The sequence below is a fragment of the Brevibacillus sp. AF8 genome (assembly GCF_021270385.1).
In the GTDB taxonomy this organism is placed as follows: Bacteria; Bacillota; Bacilli; order Brevibacillales; family Brevibacillaceae; genus Brevibacillus.
This window is the reverse complement of sequence record NZ_JAGQDN010000008.1, coordinates 75,930-98,576: the sequence shown is the minus strand read 5'-3', so window position 1 is coordinate 98,576 and position 22,647 is coordinate 75,930. Positions and strand designations below refer to the sequence as shown.

At 48.3% G+C, this 22,647-nt stretch carries 2 protein-coding genes (1 of these 2 cut by a window edge); both read left to right on the top strand.

Annotated elements, in window-relative coordinates; all coding sequences use genetic code 11:
• Positions 1-1,150: the 3' portion of an SDR family NAD(P)-dependent oxidoreductase gene (locus KB186_RS12970; RefSeq protein ID WP_232773764.1), read on the top strand. Its footprint begins 10,808 nt before the window's first position; the window shows 1,150 of its 11,958 coding nt (coding positions 10,809-11,958); the start codon falls outside the window, past its left edge; its stop codon occupies positions 1,148-1,150.
• Entirely contained in the window at positions 1,147-22,647 is a 21,501-nt protein-coding gene (locus KB186_RS12965; RefSeq protein WP_232773763.1) for a non-ribosomal peptide synthetase, read from the top strand. The genes KB186_RS12970 and KB186_RS12965 overlap by 4 nt, the downstream gene beginning before the upstream one ends.

The following is a 22,647-nucleotide window of genomic DNA, read 5'->3' as shown; positions in this document are numbered from 1 at the left end:
AAAAGATCGACAAAAGTGGGAGCGACCCGTAGTGAGAATCAATGGGGAAGAACGAGAGGTTCCGCGCAGGGCGACAATTAGTTCGTTTGGAGCAGGAGGGTCAAATGCTCATTTGATTCTCGAAGAATATATTCCACCACAGACAGAGATGAAATCCATTTCATCTGCCGCCTCACCTCAGATCGTGGTTTTCTCGGCAAAAAATGCTGACCGATTGCGTGCTGTTGCCAAGCAGATGCTTGCTTTTGCCCAGCAGCAAGCGTTTTCCTTGGCGGACTTTGCCTATACGCTCCAAGTGAAACGAGAAGCCATGGAATGCAGGCTGGCTATGGTGGTTCAGGATCAAGATGAACTGATTCATGGATTACAGGCGTATTTGGAAGCGGTCGAACAAGGCAGCGAGCCAACTGCATCGATTCCTATCTATACAGGGGATCTCGAAGAAGACCTTGCAGGAGTGAGAAATCTTCTTTCAGGCAAGGTAGGAGATACGGTGTTGCAGGTTCTTTTAGCAGAAAATAATCTGGACAAGCTTGCCCTTCATTGGACGCAGGGAGGTAAAATTCCTTGGGAATCCTTGCATCCACAAGAGCGTCGCATGCTATCTCTGCCTACCTATCCTTTTGCCAGAGAACGCTATTGGCTATCCACTTCCGAGGGTGAGCAGCAGCAGCTCGGAACTGAAATGATCAATCAGCCTACGGAAAAAGCGACGTTAGCGATTGATATCAACCCGGACAGCCCAACGGAGGAAAACATCCAGCGGGATATGGCACAATTTCTCTCGCGGGAATTACACCTTTCGGAAGGGCAAATCAAGCCAAACAAATATTTCCTGGACTATGGCATGGATTCGATCATGGTTACCAAGCTGATTCGTCATTTAGAGCAGCGCTGGAACATCAAGATCAGAGGGCGGGAAGTGCTGGAGAACCCGACGATGAAGTCCTTGGCTCATCTACTTGCGATAAAAATAAAAGAGTGGAGTCATAAAGAGATTGCTTCCACTACAGATTTCGAAACATCGTCTCAGGATAGCGGTGAACCGACGGAGAATCTCGCAGTTGATATGCTGCTGCAAAAATTCAAAGATGGCCTGCTAAGCTTGGAAGAGATCGAACAGTTAATCGACAAAGGAGGGATGATATGATGCGACGGGAAATCCTCATGGCTTACAAAGAAGGTAAGCTGTCTGCTGCGGAAGTGCAAGAGAAGCTTCTGGAGCTGGAAACCCCATCGTTTACAAGTCCTCTGTCCGTCGGGCAGCAAGGATTGTGGATGTTGCAAAAAATGTCTCCTACAATGAGTGCTTATAATGTTCCGTTATGCTTTTGCATCCGCCAGAAATGGGACGTAGCCTTATTGAAACAGGCTTGCCACCTTGTAAGTAAACAGCATCCGATTTTACAGAGTTCGATTATGGAAAAGCATGGTGTTCCGTATCTGCTTCAACGACTGGAGCAATCGCTAGCCATTGAGCAGGAGGACATCTCCAGCTTAACGTCTCAGGAAGTATTGCCTTATCTCAGGCAAAAAGTAAAAGAACCCTTTTCTTTGGAAAAGGGTTCTTTACTCCGCATTCATCTATTGTCGCGTTCGGAAGAAGAGCATTATGTCCTGATTACAGTCCATCATATAATCTTTGACGGACATTCCTCCTTGCTATTCCTACAAGATTTGGTCCAAGCCTATATCGAGCTGGTTGAAGGAAAACAGTCGAAAGTAACACAAAATTCAACCGTCTACGCTGACTTCGTAAAATGGGAACAGGACATGATGACAAGCGAGGAGGGTGGGGAACATCGTGCTTACTGGCTGGAGCAATTGTCAGGGACACTTCCGCAGCTGGAGCTCCCTGCCGATCGCCCGCGTTCTTCTGCACCAAGCTTTGAGGGGCAGGTTTTTACGCATGTATTTTCACGAGAATGGAGTCAGCAGGTGAAGCAGCTCTCCAAGCATTACCGCATGAACCCATCTGTTCTCTTGTTAGGGATTTTTAAAGCCTTATTGTATCGCTATACAGGTCAAACAGATGTGATTGTCGGCATGCCGACGATGGGACGTCCAGAAGAGAGATTCGATTCTTTGATCGGTTATTTTGTCAATATGATCCCCATTCGCAGTCAGGTAACGGGGGATAAGTCTTTCTCCCAGTTCATTCGGGAATTGCAGCTTACGCTGATTGACGGGATGGATCACGCTGTCTATCCTTTTCCAGCGATGGTTCGCGAGGCAAATATTCCTCGACTTCATGGAAGTTCACCCGTTTTCGATATCATCTTTACGTACCAAAATTTTCTGCAATCGCAAAACCTGCAGCGATTTTATGATAAATGTCAAAACAAGCTTGCCATCGAATTGATTGAGGGTGTTCATCAAGAGGGGGAGTATGAATTTGAGTTAGAAGTGTTTGAGCAGGAAGCTGAGTTTGTGTTGAATCTGAAATACAATCCGCATGTATTTGATCAAGCAACGATTCAACGGATGGCAGACCATTATCAGAATATCGCAAACGAAGTCATCAAAAATCCTGACATCGCTTTGGATGAGATATTACTTATCTCTGCTGAAGAACGACACATGCTGCTCGTTGAGTGGAATGAGACTGACGCGGCATTCCCACAGGCTTTATGCATCCATGATTTGTTCGAGAAGCGAGTTCAACAAACGCCAAATGCCGTGGCTGTTGTTTATGAGAACCAGTCTTTGACCTACCGTGAACTGGATGAGCGGGTGACCAAGCTGGCGATCTATTTGCAGGCCGAGGGCGCAGGTCCTGAAGCAACAGTAGGAATTTGTGTCGAACGTTCTTTGGAAATGGTCATCGGCATTTTAGGCATTCTGAAAGCTGGCGCAGCTTATGTTCCATTGGACCCAACCTATTCCACAGAGCGGTTGGCATACATGCTGGAAGACAGCAAGAGCATTTTGTTGCTTACCCAGGCTCGCCTTTTGAAACAGTTATCTTCAGCCGCAGGAGAAAATACGAAATGCATCGTGTTAGACAGAGATTGGGAAGAAGTTGAGCAGACAGCCCAGCGACAAAAAACGCTTAACCGGGTAGTAAACCCAACCAATCTTGCTTATGTGATTTATACATCTGGAAGCACAGGGAAACCCAAAGGGGTCATGGTGAGTCATGAAAGTATCATCAACACCCTCTTTTTCCTTGAATCCCGTTATCCGGTTATGGAGAACGATGTTTATCTGCTGAAAACCAACTATGTGTTTGATGTTTCGTTGTCCGAGCTGTTTGGTTGGTTCATCGGTAGAGGGCATCTGGTCATTCTCCCGCCACATGGGGAGAAGTCTCCAGAGATGTTAGCGGAATCGATCGTGAAGCATCGGGTGACTCATGTCAATTTTGTTCCAGCGATGCTGAATGTCTTCGTCAACGGTGTTGCAGCGAATCAGCCATTCCTGCAGCATTGTCCGCTAAAATATGTGATGGTTGCAGGCGAAGCCTTTCCAAAAGAGCTGGTGAAAAGGACGGTTGCCACTTTTCAAAAGGCGAAGATCGAAAATATTTACGGACCAACGGAAGCCTCTATTTATGCGGCATGGTTCTCCTGCTCTGAAAATGAACTGGTCAGCAGCAATACACCGATTGGTAGACCTGTCGCAAATACGCAACTCTACATCGTAGATCGCCATATGAATCCCGTGCCGGTCGGTGTATCAGGAGAGCTTTGTATTGCAGGAAAAGGTTTGGCTCGCGGGTATTTGAATCGCCCAGAGCTGACCGCAGAGAAGTTTGTAGATAACCCGTTTACACCGGGAACCAAGTTGTACAAAACAGGTGATTTAACACGTTGGCTCCCTGATGGAACGATTGAGTATTTAGGCCGAATCGATCATCAAGTAAAAATTAGAGGCTTTCGAATTGAATTGGGTGAGATCGAGAGCCAATTAATGGCTCATCCACAGATCCAAAGCGTTGTCGTGTTGGTGAAAGAAGAGGGCGATCACAAACGGTTGGTTGCTTATTATGTTCCGAAAGCAGGTGCCAACCATGAACAGCTTGAGCCCTCAAAATTACGGGAGTATTTGAGAAGGAATTTGCCAGAGTATATGCTTCCGGCATTTTTTGTTTCCATGGATAAAATCCCGTTAACTGCTAATGGAAAAGTGGATCGCACAGAGCTGCTGAGTCAAAAGCTGGTAGTTACACAGGCGAAGAAGCAGGGTCTCCCGCAATCTGATATTGAACAAAGGACTTTGAAAATTTGGCAGGATGTCCTGAATGTTGAGGGGATCAGTACAGAAGATGGCTTTTTCGATGTGGGCGGAGACTCGATTCTCGCTACCATGGTTGTTGCCAAAATGACAGAAGAGTTTCAGTGCGATCTAAATGTGACCACTCTGTTTAAGTACGTCAATATTCGAGAGATTAGCGAATATATCGCAGCAAAGAAAGAGAAGGAATTAGATGAGCAAACGGATTTTGTCAATCCGAACCAGGAAACGGCGCATAGCGTTGCACAGGTGGAGGAGACTTATCCTGAATACTATGAGGATAGCATCGCGATTATTGGAATCTCCTGCCACTTCCCGGGAGCGAAAAATCATAGGGAGTTCTGGGAGAATTTACGAAACGGCGTAGAAAGTGTACGTTTCTTTTCTGATGAGGAGATCGATCAATTACATCTGCCTGATGAATACTTACAGAACCCGAACTTTATCCCGGTACAGTCCACCATAGAAGGAAAGGATCATTTCGATCCAGGATTTTTTCACCTATCAGCCAGAGACGCAGAATTTATGGACCCGCAATTTCGACTGTTATTGACCCATTCATGGAAAGCGTTGGAGGATGCAGGGTATACAACGAAGCAGGTACCGCAGACGGGTGTATTTATGTCGGCGAGCAATAGTTATTATCAAGCGCTCTTGCCGCATTTCACCAAGGAATCACCGAATGTCATGAAAGATCCCAATGAATATGTCTCGTGGGTTTTGGCGCAAGGTGGAACGATTCCCACGATGATTTCTCATAAAATGGGGCTAAAGGGGCCGAGCTTTGCCGTCCATTCCAATTGTTCCTCCTCATTGGTTGGCTTGCATCTGGCTTATCGCAGCCTGCAATCGGGAGAATCAAAAGTGGCTTTGGTAGGCGGCGCAACTATTTTCCCTACGACTTATACAGGGTATGTCTATCAAGCTGGATTGAACTTTTCCAGTGATGGTCACTGCAAGACGTTCGACGCGTCGGCAGACGGCATGATCGGTGGAGAAGGAGTCGGCGTGGTTGTTCTCAAAAAAGCTTCCGATGCGATCAAGGACGGCGATCACATATATGCCCTCATGAGAGGAATTCGCATTAACAATGACGGGGCAGATAAAGTCGGCTTTTATGCGCCAAGTATAAAAGGTCAGGCTGAGGTGATTCAGCAAGTATTAGATGACACCAAGGTTCATCCTGAAACGATTAGCTATATCGAAGCGCATGGGACGGGCACTTATTTAGGCGATCCGATAGAATTCGCGGCGCTCAATGAAGTGTATACCCAATACACATCCAATAAACAGTACTGCGGACTTGGCTCGGTGAAAACCAATATTGGCCATCTCGATACAGCCGCAGGGTTAGCAGGCTGCATTAAAGTAGCGCTGAGCTTATACCATAATGAAATTCCTCCGTCGTTAAACTATGAAAAGCCGAATCCGAATATCAATTTGGATCAATCGCCGTTTTATGTCGTTGACACGCTCAAAAAGTGGGAGGATGCGCCTGTTCCCCACAGAGCGGCGTTAAGTTCATTTGGTCTTGGCGGGACGAATGCTCATGCGATTTTTGAACAATGGAAGGTTGAGACAGAAGCTAAGCGCGTCAGCGTGAGTGATGATAACAACCATCGCGTTTATTTCGTGCCATTATCAGCCAAAAACGATGATCGTGTTCAAGCGTATGCCCAGCAGCTCGTTGATTTTCTTAGAGGGAATCAGGAGCGAGTCCATCTAGCAGATTTGGCCTATACTCTCCAAGTAGGAAGAGAAGCAATGGAGAGCAGGGCTATTTTTATTGTCAAAAATACAGCGGAACTCATTCAAAAGCTGAGTGACTTTTTGCATGGAGAGGAACAAATAGCGGGTAGCTTTAGAGGAAACGTAAAACAAGCAAGCCATGAAGTCTCCCGATTGAAAAAGAATGGGACGAATCGTGAGCTGATTACCAAGCTGTTTGCAGAAGGCAAAGGAGAAAAAGCAGCCGAGCTGTGGAGCAAGGGTCTGGATATCGAGTGGGAGGTCCTGTACAACGATGCAAAGCCGCGTCGTATCAGCCTTCCAACCTATCCATTCGCTGAGGAGTCCTATGGGGTTCCTGAGAATGTGTTCAAAGAGTCGGGAGTGGCTAGTGTCCAGATTTCGCCAATCCCTTCAACAACTCCAAAGACAGAAACGCTTCTTCTCCAACCGTGCTGGAACGAACAGGAGATCAGTCAAAAAGCTGGTTCACCTGCTTTTGCAGAGCATCTTGTGATCCTTTGTGAATGGGCAGAGGAATTCCAACAGCGTATCGAATCCGAAATGAACGGAGTGCGTTGCCTGGTCTTACAACCACAATCACAGCAGGAAAGTATCGCAGAACGGTTCCAAACCTACACCGTCCACGTATTCACGGAAATCCAGCGAATCCTTGCCAGTAAACCAAAGGGAAAAGTCCTGATTCAGCTTGTTGTGCCTGCCAAAGAGGATCAGCAATGCTTCTCCGCCCTCTCTGGTTTGCTGAAAACGGCGCACTTGGAGAATCCCAAGCTGATTGGACAGCTCATTGAAGTGCAAGCAGAGGACAAACCAGCAGAACTGGTCCATAAGCTCCAACAAAACAGCAACGATGAGAAAAGTAAGCACATTCGTTATCAGGATGGCAAGCGATGGGTGAGCGGCTGGACAGAAATGAAAGCTTCTGGGCAAGCGGAGCATGTCTGGAAAGATGATGGGGTTTATCTGATTACGGGCGGTGCGGGCGGATTAGGCTTGATTTTTGCCAAGGAAATCACCCAGCAAACGAAGGGAGCGACCGTAATTATCACGGGTCGTTCTTCTTTGGATGAAGAAAAGACAGCCTTATGCAATGAATGGAAGACACTGGGAGCCAATATTCAATATCGTCGGGCTGATATCACACAAAAGCAGGCGGTAGAAGACTTATTCCAAGCCATCAAGCAAGAGTTTGGCAGTCTCACAGGCATTATTCATAGTGCGGGAGTCATTCGCGACAGTTTTATCATGAGAAAAACAGCGGATGAACTGGAACAAGTGCTGGCGCCAAAAGTTACTGGACTGATGCATCTCGATGAGGCAAGCAAGGATATGGCACTTGACTTCTTTATTCTCTTCTCCTCTGGCGTGGGATGCTTTGGTAATGCGGGGCAAGCTGATTACGCTGCTGCCAATGCCTTTATGGATCAATACGCCAAGTATCGTCATGGTTTGGTGAAAGCAGGCGAACGACAAGGTCAAACACTCTGCATCAACTGGCCGCTGTGGAAAGAGGGCGGTATGCGTGTTGATGAAGCGACAGAGAAGATCATGGAGGGTAGGGGCATGATCGCGATGCCGACTGCAAGCGGCATACAGGCGCTGTATCAAGGGGTGGCTTCCGGCACTGTGCAGATGCTGGTTATCGAAGGCAATCTGCCAACACTCAAGGATCAGTTGCTTGGTACTTCTGTCGTGTCACAGCTCGATTCCACACCGGTGCACGATGCGAAGCTGTCAGTCGATGCAGGCGTGTTAAAAGAGAAAACGCTCTATCAGCTAAAGGTGATGTTCGGACAAGAGACCAGACTGGGAGCAGGTAAAATCGCTGTCGATGAACCGTTCGAGACATACGGAATCGATTCGATTATGGTGATCCAGCTGAATAAAAAGCTGGGGGATGTTTTTAGCGAATTGTCCAAGACCATTTTGTATGAATATCAGACTCTTGACACCCTTGCAAATTATCTCGTCGCTGATCATAGGCAGGAATGCATGAAGTGGACGGGGCTTGATCGTCAGGGTGCGGCCAATCGCGGAACTTCAACACCACTGGTGCGTAACGAACGTGATACAGCCAGCCATGAACCGATTCGCAGTACAGCCGTGCAATCAGGAAAGCAGATAGCGCGGGAGCCGATTGCCATTATCGGCATGAGCGGACGTTATCCAAAAGCGCGATCACTGAACGAGTATTGGGAGAATCTGAAGTCTGGAAAGGATTGCATTACAGAAATTCCGGAAGAGCGCTGGTCACTGGATGACTTTTTCGAGCCTGATCCAGACAAAGCTGTGGCAGAAGGAAAAAGCTACGGCAAATGGGGCGGCTTTGTAGACGGATTCGCTGAATTCGACCCGCTCTTTTTCAATATGTCTCCGTGGGAAGCGATGCATTTCGATCCGCAAGAACGGTTATTTATGGAGTCTTGCTGGGAAGTGCTGGAGGATGCTGGCTATACGAGACAACAGCTTGCGGAAAAGTACAATCGACGGGTTGGAGTGTTTGGAGGGATTACCAAAACAGGGTTCAGCTTGTATGGACCTGATTTATGGAAGCAGGGTGAATTGATTTACCCGCACACCTCGTTTAGCTCACTGACGAATCGTGTTTCCTATTTCCTCAACCTCCAAGGTCCGAGTATGCCGATTGATACGATGTGCTCCGCTTCGCTTACGGCGATTCATGAAGCATGCGAGCATCTGTATAACGGGGATTGTGAACTGGCGATTGCCGGCGGAGTCAACCTGTATCTGCATCCTTCCAGCTATGTCTTTTTGTCAGCGCTGCATATGCTTTCCGTAGATGGACAATGCAAAAGCTTTGGGCAAGGCGGAAACGGTTTTGTACCGGGAGAAGGAGTAGGTACAGTACTGCTCAAACCACTGTCAAAAGCAATTGCGGATGGCGACCATATCTACGGATTGATTCGTGGTACCAGCGTGAATCACGGCGGAAAAACCAATGGCTATACCGTACCGAATCCAACTGCTCAAGGAGAGCTGATTCGCCAGGCGCTGGATAAGGCAGGTGTTCATGCCAAAACCGTTAGCTATATCGAAGCGCACGGAACAGGCACGGAGCTGGGTGATCCGATTGAAATTACGGGTCTCATCCAGGCCTTCCGCAAGGATACGCAGGATACAGGATTTTGTGCGATTGGCTCCGTTAAATCCAATATTGGTCACTTGGAAGCGGCGGCTGGAATCGCAGGAGTGGCAAAAATTTTGCTGCAAATGAAGCATCAACAGCTGGTTCCAAGCCTGCATGCGCAAGAGTTGAATCCGAATATTCCGTTTTCGAAAACACCTTTTGTCGTTCAGCAGGACTTGGCTGAATGGAAGCGGCCGCTTATTGAAGTGAACGGCGAAAAGAGAGAATTCCCGCGAATTGCCGGGATTTCTTCTTTTGGTGCAGGTGGGTCCAATGCACATGTTGTGATTGAGGAATATATTCCTGCGGTCAAGGAACGCCCGACGATCACGGTCAGTCCGCAAAATCCGGCGATCATCGTCCTGTCGGCGAAGAATAAGGAGCGTCTCGTTGAACAAGTGCAGAGACTGTTAGCGTCGATTGAGGAGCAAGCATTTACAGATGTGGACCTTGCTGATATTGCGTATACGCTCCAAGTGGGACGCGAGGCGATGGAAGAACGCCTGGCCCTGATGGCGAGTTCGCTTTCAGAGATGGTAGAGAAGTTGCAAAGCTTTCTTGCAGGTGATGACAGCATTGCCGACCTCTATCGTGGTCAGGTAAAGCGCAGCAGAGAAACAACAGACATCTTCGCAGGCGATGAGGAATTGCAAGAAGCGATTGAGAAATGGATGCAACGCAAAAAATTCTCCAAGCTTCTCGATTTCTGGGTGAAGGGCTTGAATATGGACTGGAATAAGCTCTATGACGAAATCAAGCCTCGTCGGATCAGCTTGCCTGCCTATCCTTTTGCCAGAGAGCATTACTGGCTGCCCAAACCGAAGACACAGCCGTCCACTCGCATAAAAGGTGCGCATGGTCTGACTGCTTCCCTGCATCCTTTGCTGCATCAAAATACTTCAGATCTCCGTGAGCAAAGATTCAGCTCTACTTTTGATGGTCAGGAATTCTTTTTATCGGATCATGTTGTAAAAGGAAAGAGAATCCTGCCTGGGGTTGCTTATCTTGAGATGGCTCGAGCTGCTGCGGATCTAGCAGCAGGAGCGTTGGAAGACGAGCAATACGTGATGGAGCTGAAAAATGTAGTATGGGCGCAACCGATTGTGGTGGAAGATACGCCTGTTGAGGTACACATCGGCATCTATCCTGAGGATAACGGCGACCTTCGCTATGAAATATACAGCGAACCGCAGGACGAACAGGCCGAATCGGTGGTACACAGTCAAGGGGGTGTGGTGTTTGCAGGGATCACTGCTGCACCCACGCATAATCTCGATGCGATCAAAGCCCAATGCAGTTATCGCACGCTTCATGCAAGTGAGTGTTATGACGCCTTTCAAACAATGGGACTTGTCTATGGGCCAGCTCAGCAAGGAATTGAGCATGTGTACGTGGGAGAGGGGCAAGTATTGGCCAAGCTAGCCATGCCTTCCAAAGTTGCCGAGACGCAAGGAGAATTCGTCTTGCATCCGAGCATGCTGGATTCGGCCTTACAATCCTCTATCGGATTATTGCTTGGCACAGGCGATACAGCGAATCTGAAGCCAATCCTGCCTTTTGCACTGGAGAAGCTGAGCGTTTTTAGCCAGACTTCCTCACGGATGTGGGTATGGATTCGACAGGCTAGCGCCAATAGCTCGGGAGACAAGGTACAGAAAGTGGATATTGATTTGTGTGACGATCAAGGAACGGTTTGCGTACGTATGCAAGGCTTCTCGGCACGAGTGCTGGAAGGCGAAGTAGCGACGATGGATTCCAAAGGCAAGCTCGGAGCACTGCTGGTTCATCCAGAGTGGAAGGAACTAGCGGTTGCGAGCAAGGCCGAAGCCCCTGACTATACACAGCGAGTCGTGATGATGGTAGAACCGGAGCACGATTCTTGGAACAATCTCCAGGCCAGCTTGAATGGCGTTCATTGCATTCCTTTGCGATCCACGCAAAAAGGCGTTGCCGAGCGTTTCATTGATTATACGACGCAGGTAGTTGAGGAAATTCAAGGGATTTTCAAGCAAAAAGTACGCGGCAAGGTATTGGTTCAGATTGTCGTTCCCTTGCAAGCGGAGCTACCGTCTTTCACCGCTTTCTCTGGTTTGCTGAAAACGGCAAACTTGGAGAATCCCAGCCTGATTGGACAGGTAATCGAGATAGAATCGGGCGACGACGAATTCGGGATCGCTGAAAAAATAAAGGAGAATGTACGCTGCCCATTGGATGTTCAGATTCGATATCAATCTGGAAAGCGATATGTAGCTGAGTGGGTAGAACTCGATGCTCCACAAGAGACGAGCATTCCGTGGAAACACGGTGGGGTTTATCTCATCACTGGCGGGGCAGGCGGACTGGGTTATCTTTTTGCCAACGAAATTGTACAGAAGGTTCAACAGGCGAATTTGATTCTGACAGGACGTTCCCCATTGGATCAAGAGAAGCAAGGCAAACTTCAGGAATTGAAAGAATCGGGAGCAAGTGTTGAATACCGCCAAGTTGATGTGACGCAGAAACAGGAAATGGCAGAGTTGATCCGCACGATTCAACAGGACTATGGTCGACTACATGGCATTATTCATAGTGCTGGCGTGCTTCGTGACAGCTATATCCTCAGAAAAAACAGGGAGGAGGTCCAAACGGTTCTCCATCCGAAGGTTACGGGTCTCATCAATCTGGATGAAGCCAGCAAAGATGTAGAACTGGATTTCCTGGTGCTGTTTTCCTCGGTGGCTGGCAGCTTGGGGAATATCGGTCAAGCTGACTATGCGTGTGCCAACGCCTTTATGGACGGATTTGCCCACTATCGTAATGGTTTGGTTGCGTTACAGCAACGTCACGGACAGACGTTGTCCATGAACTGGCCATTGTGGAAAGAGGGCGGAATGCAGGCTGGCGCAGAGGCCGGTGACATGCTGGAGCATAGCAGGGGAGTAGTCGCTATGCAGACTTCGACGGGTATTGGAGCTATGTACCAAGGCTTAGCCTCTGGAAAAGCTCAGGTCATGGTGATGGAAGGCGATCTGGCGAAGCTCAAGCAAACACTGGTTTTGCAAACACCAGTCAACCGTTCTCAATCGAAGCATGCTCCTGTTCGATTGGAAGCTTCGGAAACAGCGGATACGAGCAATCTGTTGCAAAAAGTGGAATTTGCTTTGATGCAAACCGTGTCGGATCTGCTACAGGTTCCTACCACGGATATTGATGTCAGAGTGGAGCTGTCTGAACTCGGATTTAATCAGGTTCTACTGACTGAATTCGCCAACAAGCTTAATCAGCAATATCACATTGGGCTGATTCCTAATGTATTCGTGGAGTGTCCGACGCTACAGCAGCTTGCGTCCTATTTACTTGAAGAATTTGAAGAGATGCTGGTAAAACAGATGCAGCCAGTGGCATCGATCACACCAACCAGGGAAGAGAAAAAAGAAAAACAAGCGACCGCCACTGTAGAACAAAATGTGCTCCGCGAGAAAGCGACTCATTTTGTGAAAAAGGAATTTGCCGAGGTGCTGCAACTGCCTGTGAATCGAATCGAAGAAGATGCCTCGATGGAGACATACGGAATTGATTCGATTCTATCCATGAAATTAACCAACCAATTAGAGAAAAGCTTTGGCTCGCTGCCGAAAACGTTATTTTTTGAGTATCAAACGATTCACGAAATAATTGGTTATTTCTTGGACTCCTATCGAGACAAATTCATTGAAATCTTGGGCCTTACAGAACAGCAGGAAACAGTTGTTACCAGAGAAACAGCATCCGTGACAAAAGAAGAGAACACGTCGAAAAGGCAAAGGAACAGCCAGCGCGGAAGCAGTCGCAAAGGCTCGCGGTTCATTTCGACACAGAAGGAAACCCAACCAGCCAAAGGAGCTTTGGATGTTGCGATCATTGGGGTTTCTGGACGTTATCCGAAAGCGCGGAATACGCAAGAGTTTTGGAACAATTTGCGCGATGGCAAGGATTGCATTACGGAGATCCCCAAAGACCGCTGGAACCACAGTTTGTATTTTGATGAGGATAAGAACAAACGGGGGAAAACCTATAGCAAATGGGGCGGATTCATCGATGGTGTTGATCAATTCGATCCGCTGTTCTTCAACATTTCGCCTCTGGAAGCAGAAATCATGGACCCGCAGGAACGTTTATTCCTGGAGTGTGTGTATGAAACCTTAGAGGATGCAGGCTATACCCGCGAATCTCTCGGATCGTCTAAAGGGTTCGGACTTGGCGGTAATGTCGGTGTTTATGTGGGCATCATGTATGAAGAGTATCAACTGTATGGTGCACAAGAAACCTTGATGGGCAGACCAATGGCCCTTGGTGGAAGCTTCTCATCTGTAGCGAACCGTGTTTCTTATTTCTTTAATTTCCATGGTCCTAGCGTAGCTGTTGATACCATGTGTTCCTCCTCGCTAACGGGCATCCATTTTGCCTGCCAAAGCTTGCTGCGCGGTGAATGCGAGGCTGCAATTGCGGGTGGTGTCAATGTTTCCATTCACCCGAATAAATATTTGATGCTCGGACAGGGAAAATTTGCTTCCAGCAAGGGACGATGCGAAAGCTTTGGACTTGGCGGCGACGGCTATGTGCCTGGAGAAGGTGTCGGAGCGGTACTGCTTAAGCCTTTGGCGAAAGCAATTGCCGACGGAGATCAAATTTACGGTGTGATAAAAGGAAGCGCCATTAACCATGGCGGCAAAACAAATGGCTATACCGTACCTAATCCGAATGCACAAGCGAGTGTAATTGGGCGTGCCTTGAAGGAGGCAGGAATTGATCCACGGACGATTAGTTATTTGGAAGCGCACGGTACAGGTACTTCTTTAGGAGATCCAATAGAGATCGCAGGTTTGACCAAAGCCTTCCAGGCGTACACAACTGACAAGCAGTTTTGCTCCATCGGATCAGCGAAATCCAATATCGGGCATTGTGAGAGTGCAGCGGGAATTGCCGGGATCACGAAGATCCTGCTGCAGCTCAAATACGGACAACTAGCACCATCCTTGCATGCGGAGGTGCTAAACCCGAATATTGATTTCAGCGCAACTCCGTTTGTCGTCCAGCAAGAGCTGGCGGAATGGAAACGTCCTGTCATTGACGGTCAGGAGTTTCCAAGACGCTCCGGTGTGAGCAGCTTTGGGGCGGGTGGCTCGAATGCTCATATCGTTTTGGAAGAATACATTCCAGACCATGAGAAACGTCCAGCGATCCATGTAAGTCACGCAAATCCAGCGATCATTCTCCTGTCAGCAAAGAACGAAAGCCAGCTCCACGAACAGGCACAGCGATTGTTAGCTGCGATCAAGGATCAGTCCATTTCTGACCTGGACTTAGCAGATATTGCTTACACGCTTCAAATTGGGCGAGAAGCCATGGAAGAACGCCTGGCTGTGATGGCCGGCTCCATTCAAGAGCTTCAGGAAAAGCTGACGCAATTTGTAGATGGACAGGAAAGCATCACAGATGTATTCCGAGGACAGGTAAAAGGTAACAAAAAGACAATCGCCGTGTTTGAAGCGGATGAAGATTTGCAAAAGGCAATCGATGCCTGGATAAGCAAAAGAAAATACGCCAAGCTGCTTGATCTGTGGGTCAGTGGAGGCGTGGTTGATTGGCATAAGCTCTACGGTGAGAAGAAACCTCGTCGCATTAGCTTGCCTACGTATCCGTTTGCAAGAGAACGTTATTGGATTCCACAGATGGATACGCAATTTGCGCGCGAAGTGGCAGCCACATCAGAAGGGACGCTCTTCCTTCACCCATTGATCCAGAAAAACACGTCTGAATTGTTGGAACAGCGGTATAGTTCTACCTTCCGTGGACAGGAATTTTTCTTGGCAGATCATGTAGTGAATGGACAGCAGCTCTTACCGGGTGTTGCTTATCTCGAAATGGCACGCGCGGCAATCGATCAGTCAGCGGGAGCCCTAAAAGCGGGACAGAATGGCTTGACGCTCAAAAATATGGTGTGGGCCAAGCCAATTGCTGTCGATGATCAGCCTGTCGATGTTCACATTGGTCTTCAACTGGAAGACAGTGGAGAGATTGGCTATCGCATCTATAGTGAGCATACAGGAAATGAAGCAAAAGAGATTGTGCACAGTCAGGGAAGTGCCGTATTCCATACGGTTGCCGAGACGCCCGCGCTTGATCTCGCTATGCTACAAGACGCGTGTAGCCATAGCATTTTGAGTGGCAGCCAATGCTATGAATTTTATAAAGCAATGGGAATGCAGTATGGTCCAGCGCTGCAAGGAATTGTGGAAGTGCACAAAGGCACGGATCGGGTGTTGGCAAAGCTGTCTTTACCTTTCGCTGTTTTGGGGACAGAAGAACAGTTTGTGCTGCACCCCAGTATGATGGATTCGGCTTTGCAGGCGGCGATTGGCTTATTTATAGGGGCTGATGACAAGAGTCTCGCTAACAATTTCGATACGCTCAAGCCAATCTTGCCTTTTGCGCTGGATGAGCTGGAAATCTTCAGTCCATGCACGCGACAGATGTGGGCGTATATTCGCTACAGCGATGGCAGCAACGCTTCTGATCATGTACAGAAGCTGGATATTGACTTATGTGACGAGCAGGGAAATGTTCTTGTCAGAATGAAGCGCTTTTCGTCTCGCAAGTTGGATGGTAAAGCGGCAGACTTCGAAGCTACAGAGGGCCAAGGAATGTTGATGGTGCATCCTTGCTGGAAGGAACAAGCAGTTCTTCAGGAAACGGAGACTCCTGCCTATGCACAGCATATCGTGATGATGGTGGAAGGTTTTGCAGCGTCGCTTGCAAGTATTTCAGCACAGATGAACGAAGTGCGCTTGATTCCTTTGCAATCCCAACAGGAGGACATTGCCGACAGGTTCGAGGCCTATGCTTCCCAAGTATTTTTGGAAATCCAAAGCCTCTTCCAACAAAAGATACTTGGCAAAGTGTTAGTGCAGGTCGTCGTTCCCGACAAAGCGGAACAATCATACCTAAGCGGACTTTCTGGCTTGCTGAAAACAGCGCAGCAGGAGAATCCTAATCTAATCGGCCAATTCATTGAAATAAACCCAGGTGAACGTGCGGCAGAAATCGCAAGCAAGCTGCAAGAGAATGCGTGCCATCCTATGGATGACCGAATTCGCTATCAAGAGGGGAAACGTTATGTACTGGGCTGGTGTGAAACCAAGCCATTGCATGATGAGGTCACTATTCCGTGGAAAGATCAAGGAACCTATTTGATTACGGGTGGAGCAGGCGGTTTAGGGGTGATTTTTGCAAGGGAAATCGCGAATCAAGCGAAACGGGCAACCTTAATTCTCACAGGACGTTCTCCTCTGCGTGAAGATAAACAAGCGATGCTTCATGAATGGGAAAAATCAGGTGCAAGGGTTGTCTACCGTCAAGTTGATGTGACGGACAAGCAGGAAGTAATCCAGCTCATCCAAAGTATTCAACAGGAATTCGGAGGTCTTCACGGCATCATCCATAGCGCGGGTGTCGTTCGAGACAACTTCATCCTCAAGAAAACGACAGAAGAATGGGACCAAGTGATAGCGCCAAAAGTGGCCGGTCTTACAAATTTGGATGAGGCAAGTAAAGATCAGCCTCTCGATTTCTTCGTCCTCTTTTCTTCGATAGCAGGAAGTGCAGGAAATAGTGGTCAGGCAGACTATGCTTGCGCGAATGCCTTTATGGACGGCTATGCGAAAGATCGGAATGAACGGGTGCAGGCAAAGCAACGTCAGGGTCAAACAGTCTCTATCAACTGGCCGCTCTGGAAAGAGGGCGGGATGCAAGTAGATGAAGCAGTTGAGGAGATGGTGAAACAAAGGCTCGGAATGATCGCCTTGCACACCGCGACGGGCATTCGCGCTTTTTATGAAGCCGTAGCTTCTCGAAAAGATCAGGTGATGGTCATGGAAGGAGATTTACAACGCCTCCACGCAGCGGTGGTGGGAAGACAGAAGACAACAGAACAAGAAGTCAAAGCTTCAACCGTCATACAACCAGCGAGTCATCATTTGCCAAAGGAAAAAGCGATCTATTACTTCAAAAAGCTGGTCTCTTCCGTGATCAAGCTGCCAATAGACCGCATCGAAGCAGATGCCTTGTTGGAAAAGTACGGAATTGACTCGATTATGGTCATGCAATTAACAAACGAATTAGAAAAAACGTTTGGTTCGTTGTCGAAAACACTCTTTTTCGAATATCAAACCATCGAAGAAATTGCAAAATACTTCCTGGCAGCGCACGGGGATCAAATGATGAGTATCCTTGGGATGGATGAGAAAGAAGCACCGACGGCATCCCCTGTGAAAAGGTCGAGCGTTGCTCAGACGATGGTTGCTGCAACGGCAAAACCGATCATCCACAATCGCAGGAGCAGGGGAAACGTGTTGAAGGAAACGACGAGTGAAACCAAACCAGCAAATGACGCCTTAGACATTGCGATTATTGGGGTCTCCGGTCGTTATCCGAAAGCTAGAAATATGAGCGAGTTCTGGCGTAACCTGCGCGATGGCAAGGATTGTGTCACAGAAATTCCCGAAGAGCGCTGGGATCACAGCCTGTTCTTTGATGCAGATAAGAAAAAGCAAGGAAAAACCTACAGCAAGTGGGGAGGTTTCCTGGACGGTGTTGATCAATTTGACCCGTTATTTTTCAATATCACACCAAGAGAGGCTGAAATCATGGACCCCCAAGAGCGTTTGTTCCTGGAGTGCGTCTATGAAACGTTAGAGGATGCAGGGTATACGCGTGAATCGCTCGGCGCGACACCTGGCATGGGTCTAGGCGGTAATGTCGGGGTTTACGTCGGAGTCATGTACGAAGAATACCAGCTCTATGGAGCCCAGGAAACGATGCTCGGTAGACCGATGGCGCTGGCAGGAAGTCCAGCCTCCATTGCGAATCGGGTTTCTTATTTCTGCAACTTCCATGGACCTAGCATGGCGGTCGATACGATGTGTTCCTCTTCCCTGACAACCATTCATTTGGCTTGCCAAAGCCTACAGCAAGGGGAATGTGAGGCTGCTATCGCAGGTGGTGTCAACATTTCCATTCACCCCAACAAATACTTGATGCTTGGACAAGGCAAATTCGCATCCAGCAAGGGACGATGCGAAAGCTTTGGAATCGGCGGCGACGGGTATGTACCTGGCGAGGGGGTGGGAGCAGTCCTGCTTAAACCTCTGGCGAAAGCGATTGCCGATGGAGATCAAATTTATGGTGTGATAAAAGGAACCGCCGTTAACCACGGAGGAAAAACGAATGGATACAATGTGCCTAGCCCGAATGCCCAAGCTCGGGTTATTGGACGTGCTTTTCAAAAAGCCGGAATCGATCCACGGACGATCAGCTATCTGGAAGCACATGGTACGGGTACCTCTCTGGGTGATCCAATTGAAATTACGGGCCTAACGAAGGCTTTCCAAGTGTACACAAATGACAAACAGTTTTGTGCCATTGGATCGGCGAAGTCCAACATCGGGCATTGTGAGAGTGCGGCGGGAATCGCTGGGGTGACGAAGGTCTTATTGCAACTTAAGCATGGACAATTAGCACCATCCCTGCATGCTGAAGTACTCAACCCGAATATAGATTTCAGCGTGACGCCGTTTGTTGTTCAGCAAGAGCTGGCGGAGTGGAAACGCCCTGTCATTGACGGACGGGAAGTTCCACGCCGCGCTGGTGTGAGCAGTTTTGGTGCGGGCGGATCGAATGCCCATGTCGTGATTGAAGAATACATTCCAAAAATGCAAGAGCAGGCTACCATAATGGCAAGTCCGCAAAATCCTGCCTTGATTCTCCTGTCGGCCAAGAATGAAGATCAGCTTCAACAACGGGTACAACGACTGCTCGAATACATTGCAGAACAGGGATTGTCTGATGCGGATTTAGCTGAAATGGCCTATACCCTTCAAGTGGGACGAGAACCGATGGAGGAACGTTTGGCTGTGATTGCGGGCTCGATGATGGAGCTTGAAGAGAAATTGAAGCAATTCATAGGAAGACAGAAGGACATTGAAGACCTTTACCACGGACAGGTAAAACGTCATAAAGACACCTTGGCAATCTTTGCAGCCGATGATGATATGCCGCAAATGATTGATTCCTGGATGAACAAAGGAAAATACAGCAAATTGCTGGACGTTTGGGTGAAAGGGCTAAACATTGACTGGAGCAGCTTGTATGGGGAGAGAAAGCCTCGGCGGATTAGTCTTCCAACCTATCCGTTTAGCCGAGAAGCTTATTGGGTGCCTGGTGGACATACGTCATTTACAGGTGCAGCATCCCGATCCACATATGAGCAGATTGCGGTTCAGCCAGACATGCGCATTTTGAAAAAGCAATGGAAGGCTTGCCCAGCGATGCCAACCAAAACAGCTCATCGAACGATTGGTATTTTCACAACGGATGAGACGAAGCATTTGGCGATTCAACTGTCCAACCATTTCGCCAAGTGTGAAATTCTGGAACTGAATGAGCTCGAATCACGATTTCACCAGGATGAGACGGAGTGGAAAAACTATGATGGCATTATCGATTTGATCGGTTGTGGGCGTCAGCATCCCGATTCGCTGGCTTGGATTCCATGGCTGCAACAACTCATTGAGAATGGTCATAAGGAAGGCTTGACGCTATTGGGTGTGACAAAAGGCTTGGAATCCTTCCAGAATGACTCAGTCAATTTGACGGGGGCCTCACGTGTTGGGGTATACCGCATGCTGCAAAGTGAATACAAGCATCTGCAATCACGTCATGTGGATTTGGAGCCATTGGCTGATGGAGAAGAACTTGCGCAACAGATTGCAGCAGAGTTTCTTATCGATGCTCAGGAAACAGAGGTTTGCTATCGAGCGGGTGAGCGTTATAGGGCTTATCTTCAGGAAGAGAGGGTAGCAGACAGTCAGGAGCCAGCGTTTGTTTTCCCTGAGAACCATGTTCTGTTGATCACAGGCGGCACCCGAGGGCTTGGATATCTATGCGCCAAACATTTTGTAGAGCGTCATGGTGTCAAAAAACTGGTGCTCACAGGGAGAGAAAGTCTGCCGCCACGCGAGCAATGGGGAGCCTATGAGACGCAAAGCACTTCCGCAGCAAAGAAAATTCGGGCGGTACAAGCTTTGGAAAAGCAAGGCGTACAGGTTGAAGTCCTCTCTGTATCCTTAACCGATGAAGAGGCTTGGCAACAGCATTTGCGCGAGTTGAAACAGACGATGGGGCCGATTGGCGGGGTGATTCATTGCGCTGGTTTTAGCGATGATCAAAATCCGGCGTTTATTCGGAAAACGACGGATGGAATTCAGCAGGTATTACAACCGAAAGTGGCAGGGCTGCATGCGCTATACGAACTCTGCAAGGACGAGCCTTTACAGTTCTTCGTTCTCTTTTCATCTGTTTCGGCAATCATTCCGTCCTTAGCAGCGGGGCAGAGTGATTACGCGTTAGCCAATGCCTATATGGATTTTTTTGCAGCGGCACATGCAGATTTTTGCCCGATCGTCAGCATTCAGTGGCCGAGCTGGAAGGAAACCGGGATCGGTGCAGTTACGACCAAAGCCTATCAACAAACAGGACTCGTACACATCACTGACGAGCAAGGACTGCGATTACTGGATCATATTCTTTTGAAAAAAATTGGTCCTGTAGTGTTCCCGGCAGCCATTAACGAGGAACTATGGGAACCCCAGCAATTGATGCAACACAAAAAGCAAGAAGCTCCTGTTGTGAACCTGTCGCCTCATCGTCCACCAGCAGGCAAGCCGACGCAAAGCTCAGTGGGTCTTGAGAAGACAGCACAAAAAAGACTGATTGAGCTGTTTGCGAAGGAACTGAAAATAGATCCTGCCAGATTGGAAATAGACAAAGAGTTTCCAGACTACGGGATCGATTCGGTGTTACTGGCTCAAGTGATGAATGAGATCAGTAAATGGTTGGGCAAGGACTTGGACCCGACGATTTTATATGAATATCCCACCATCGAAACACTTGCAGAATGGCTAACCAGCAATCACGGCGATTCCATCTCTGACGAACTGACGCTGACTTCTCCTGAAATGAGCGACCATCCGAAGAGTCAGCCTATCCGCAGGGAAACTAAGAAAAGCCAGATGGTGAGTAGTCAGGCTCCCCCATATAATCAGGCAAATCCGTCTGACATCGCGGTAGTGGGGCTCTCTTGCCGTTTTCCGGGTGCTCGTAACGTGGATGAATATTGGAAGTTGTTAGCGGAGGGCCGTTCAGCCATTGGGGCTGTGCCAAAGGAACGCTGGGGGTATGAAAATTCCTATCATGCAGGACTTCTGGACAACATAACTGCTTTTGACCCTTCTTACTTCCTGATTGCAAAAGAAGATGCCAAGGCCATGGACCCGCAAGCCTTATTGGTATTGGAGGAAAGTCTTCACCTATGGCATCAGGCAGGATACACATCGAACGACATCAAGGGAAGGGCGGTAGGCGTCTACATCGGGGCAAGAAGTAATCACCGCCCAAGTGAAGAGCGTCTTCATCAAACGCAAAATCCGATTATGACTGTGGGACAAAACTATTTGGCCACAAATATTTCCCAGTACTTCGATCTTAGAGGACCGAGTATGGTCATCGATACCGCATGCTCTTCGGCGCTGGTCGGGATGAATATGGCGATTCATTCCCTTCGCAGTGGAGAGATTGAGGCTGCTATCGTCGGCGGGGTAAACGTATTAAACGGTGATGAAGCGCATCGGATGTTCCACCAAAGAGGGATTTTAAGCGAAGAGCCAGTCTTCCATATTTTTGATAGGCGTGCGGGCGGCCTCGTATTGGGAGAAGGCGTAGGAATGGTTCTATTGAAGACCGTGGAGCAAGCACTGGCTGATGGTGATGAAATACATGCCGTCATCAAGGGAGTAGCGGTCAACAATGATGGACGAACGGCAGGTCCTGCCACCCCGAATTTGCAAGCCCAAAAAGAAGTTATGCAGTCGGCACTGGCGAAAGCTGGCGTGAATCCAGAACAAATCAGCTATATAGAAGCGAATGGTTCTGGTTCAGAGGTTACAGATTTACTTGAACTCAAAGCCATTCAGTCTGTCTATCGCTCATCTCGTATGGCCGCTTGCGGATTAGGATCGATCAAGCCAAACATCGGTCATCCATTATGTGCAGAAGGGATTGCCAGCTTGATAAAAGTCGTGCTGATGCTCAAACACCAACAATTGGTTCCGTTCTTGTCAGGGCAAGAGCCGATGACCCATTTCCATATGGAGTCAACGCCGTTTTATTTTCAACGACAGCTTTCTGAATGGAACGATTCACCCAGAATAGCAGCGATTAATTGTTTTGCGGATGGGGGAACGAACGCCAACGTCGTTTTACAATCCTGGGAGGAGGCAGTCTCACGTCCGAACAAACGACATTCGATTGCACCTCCAACGTTAAACCGATTTGACGTTTACCGTGAAGAGGCAGGGCGTCCAACAAAAACACTGACATATGTGAGTCAGAAACCCAACCATACGACCAGTATTTGGAAGCGACAAATAGTGGAGGGATAA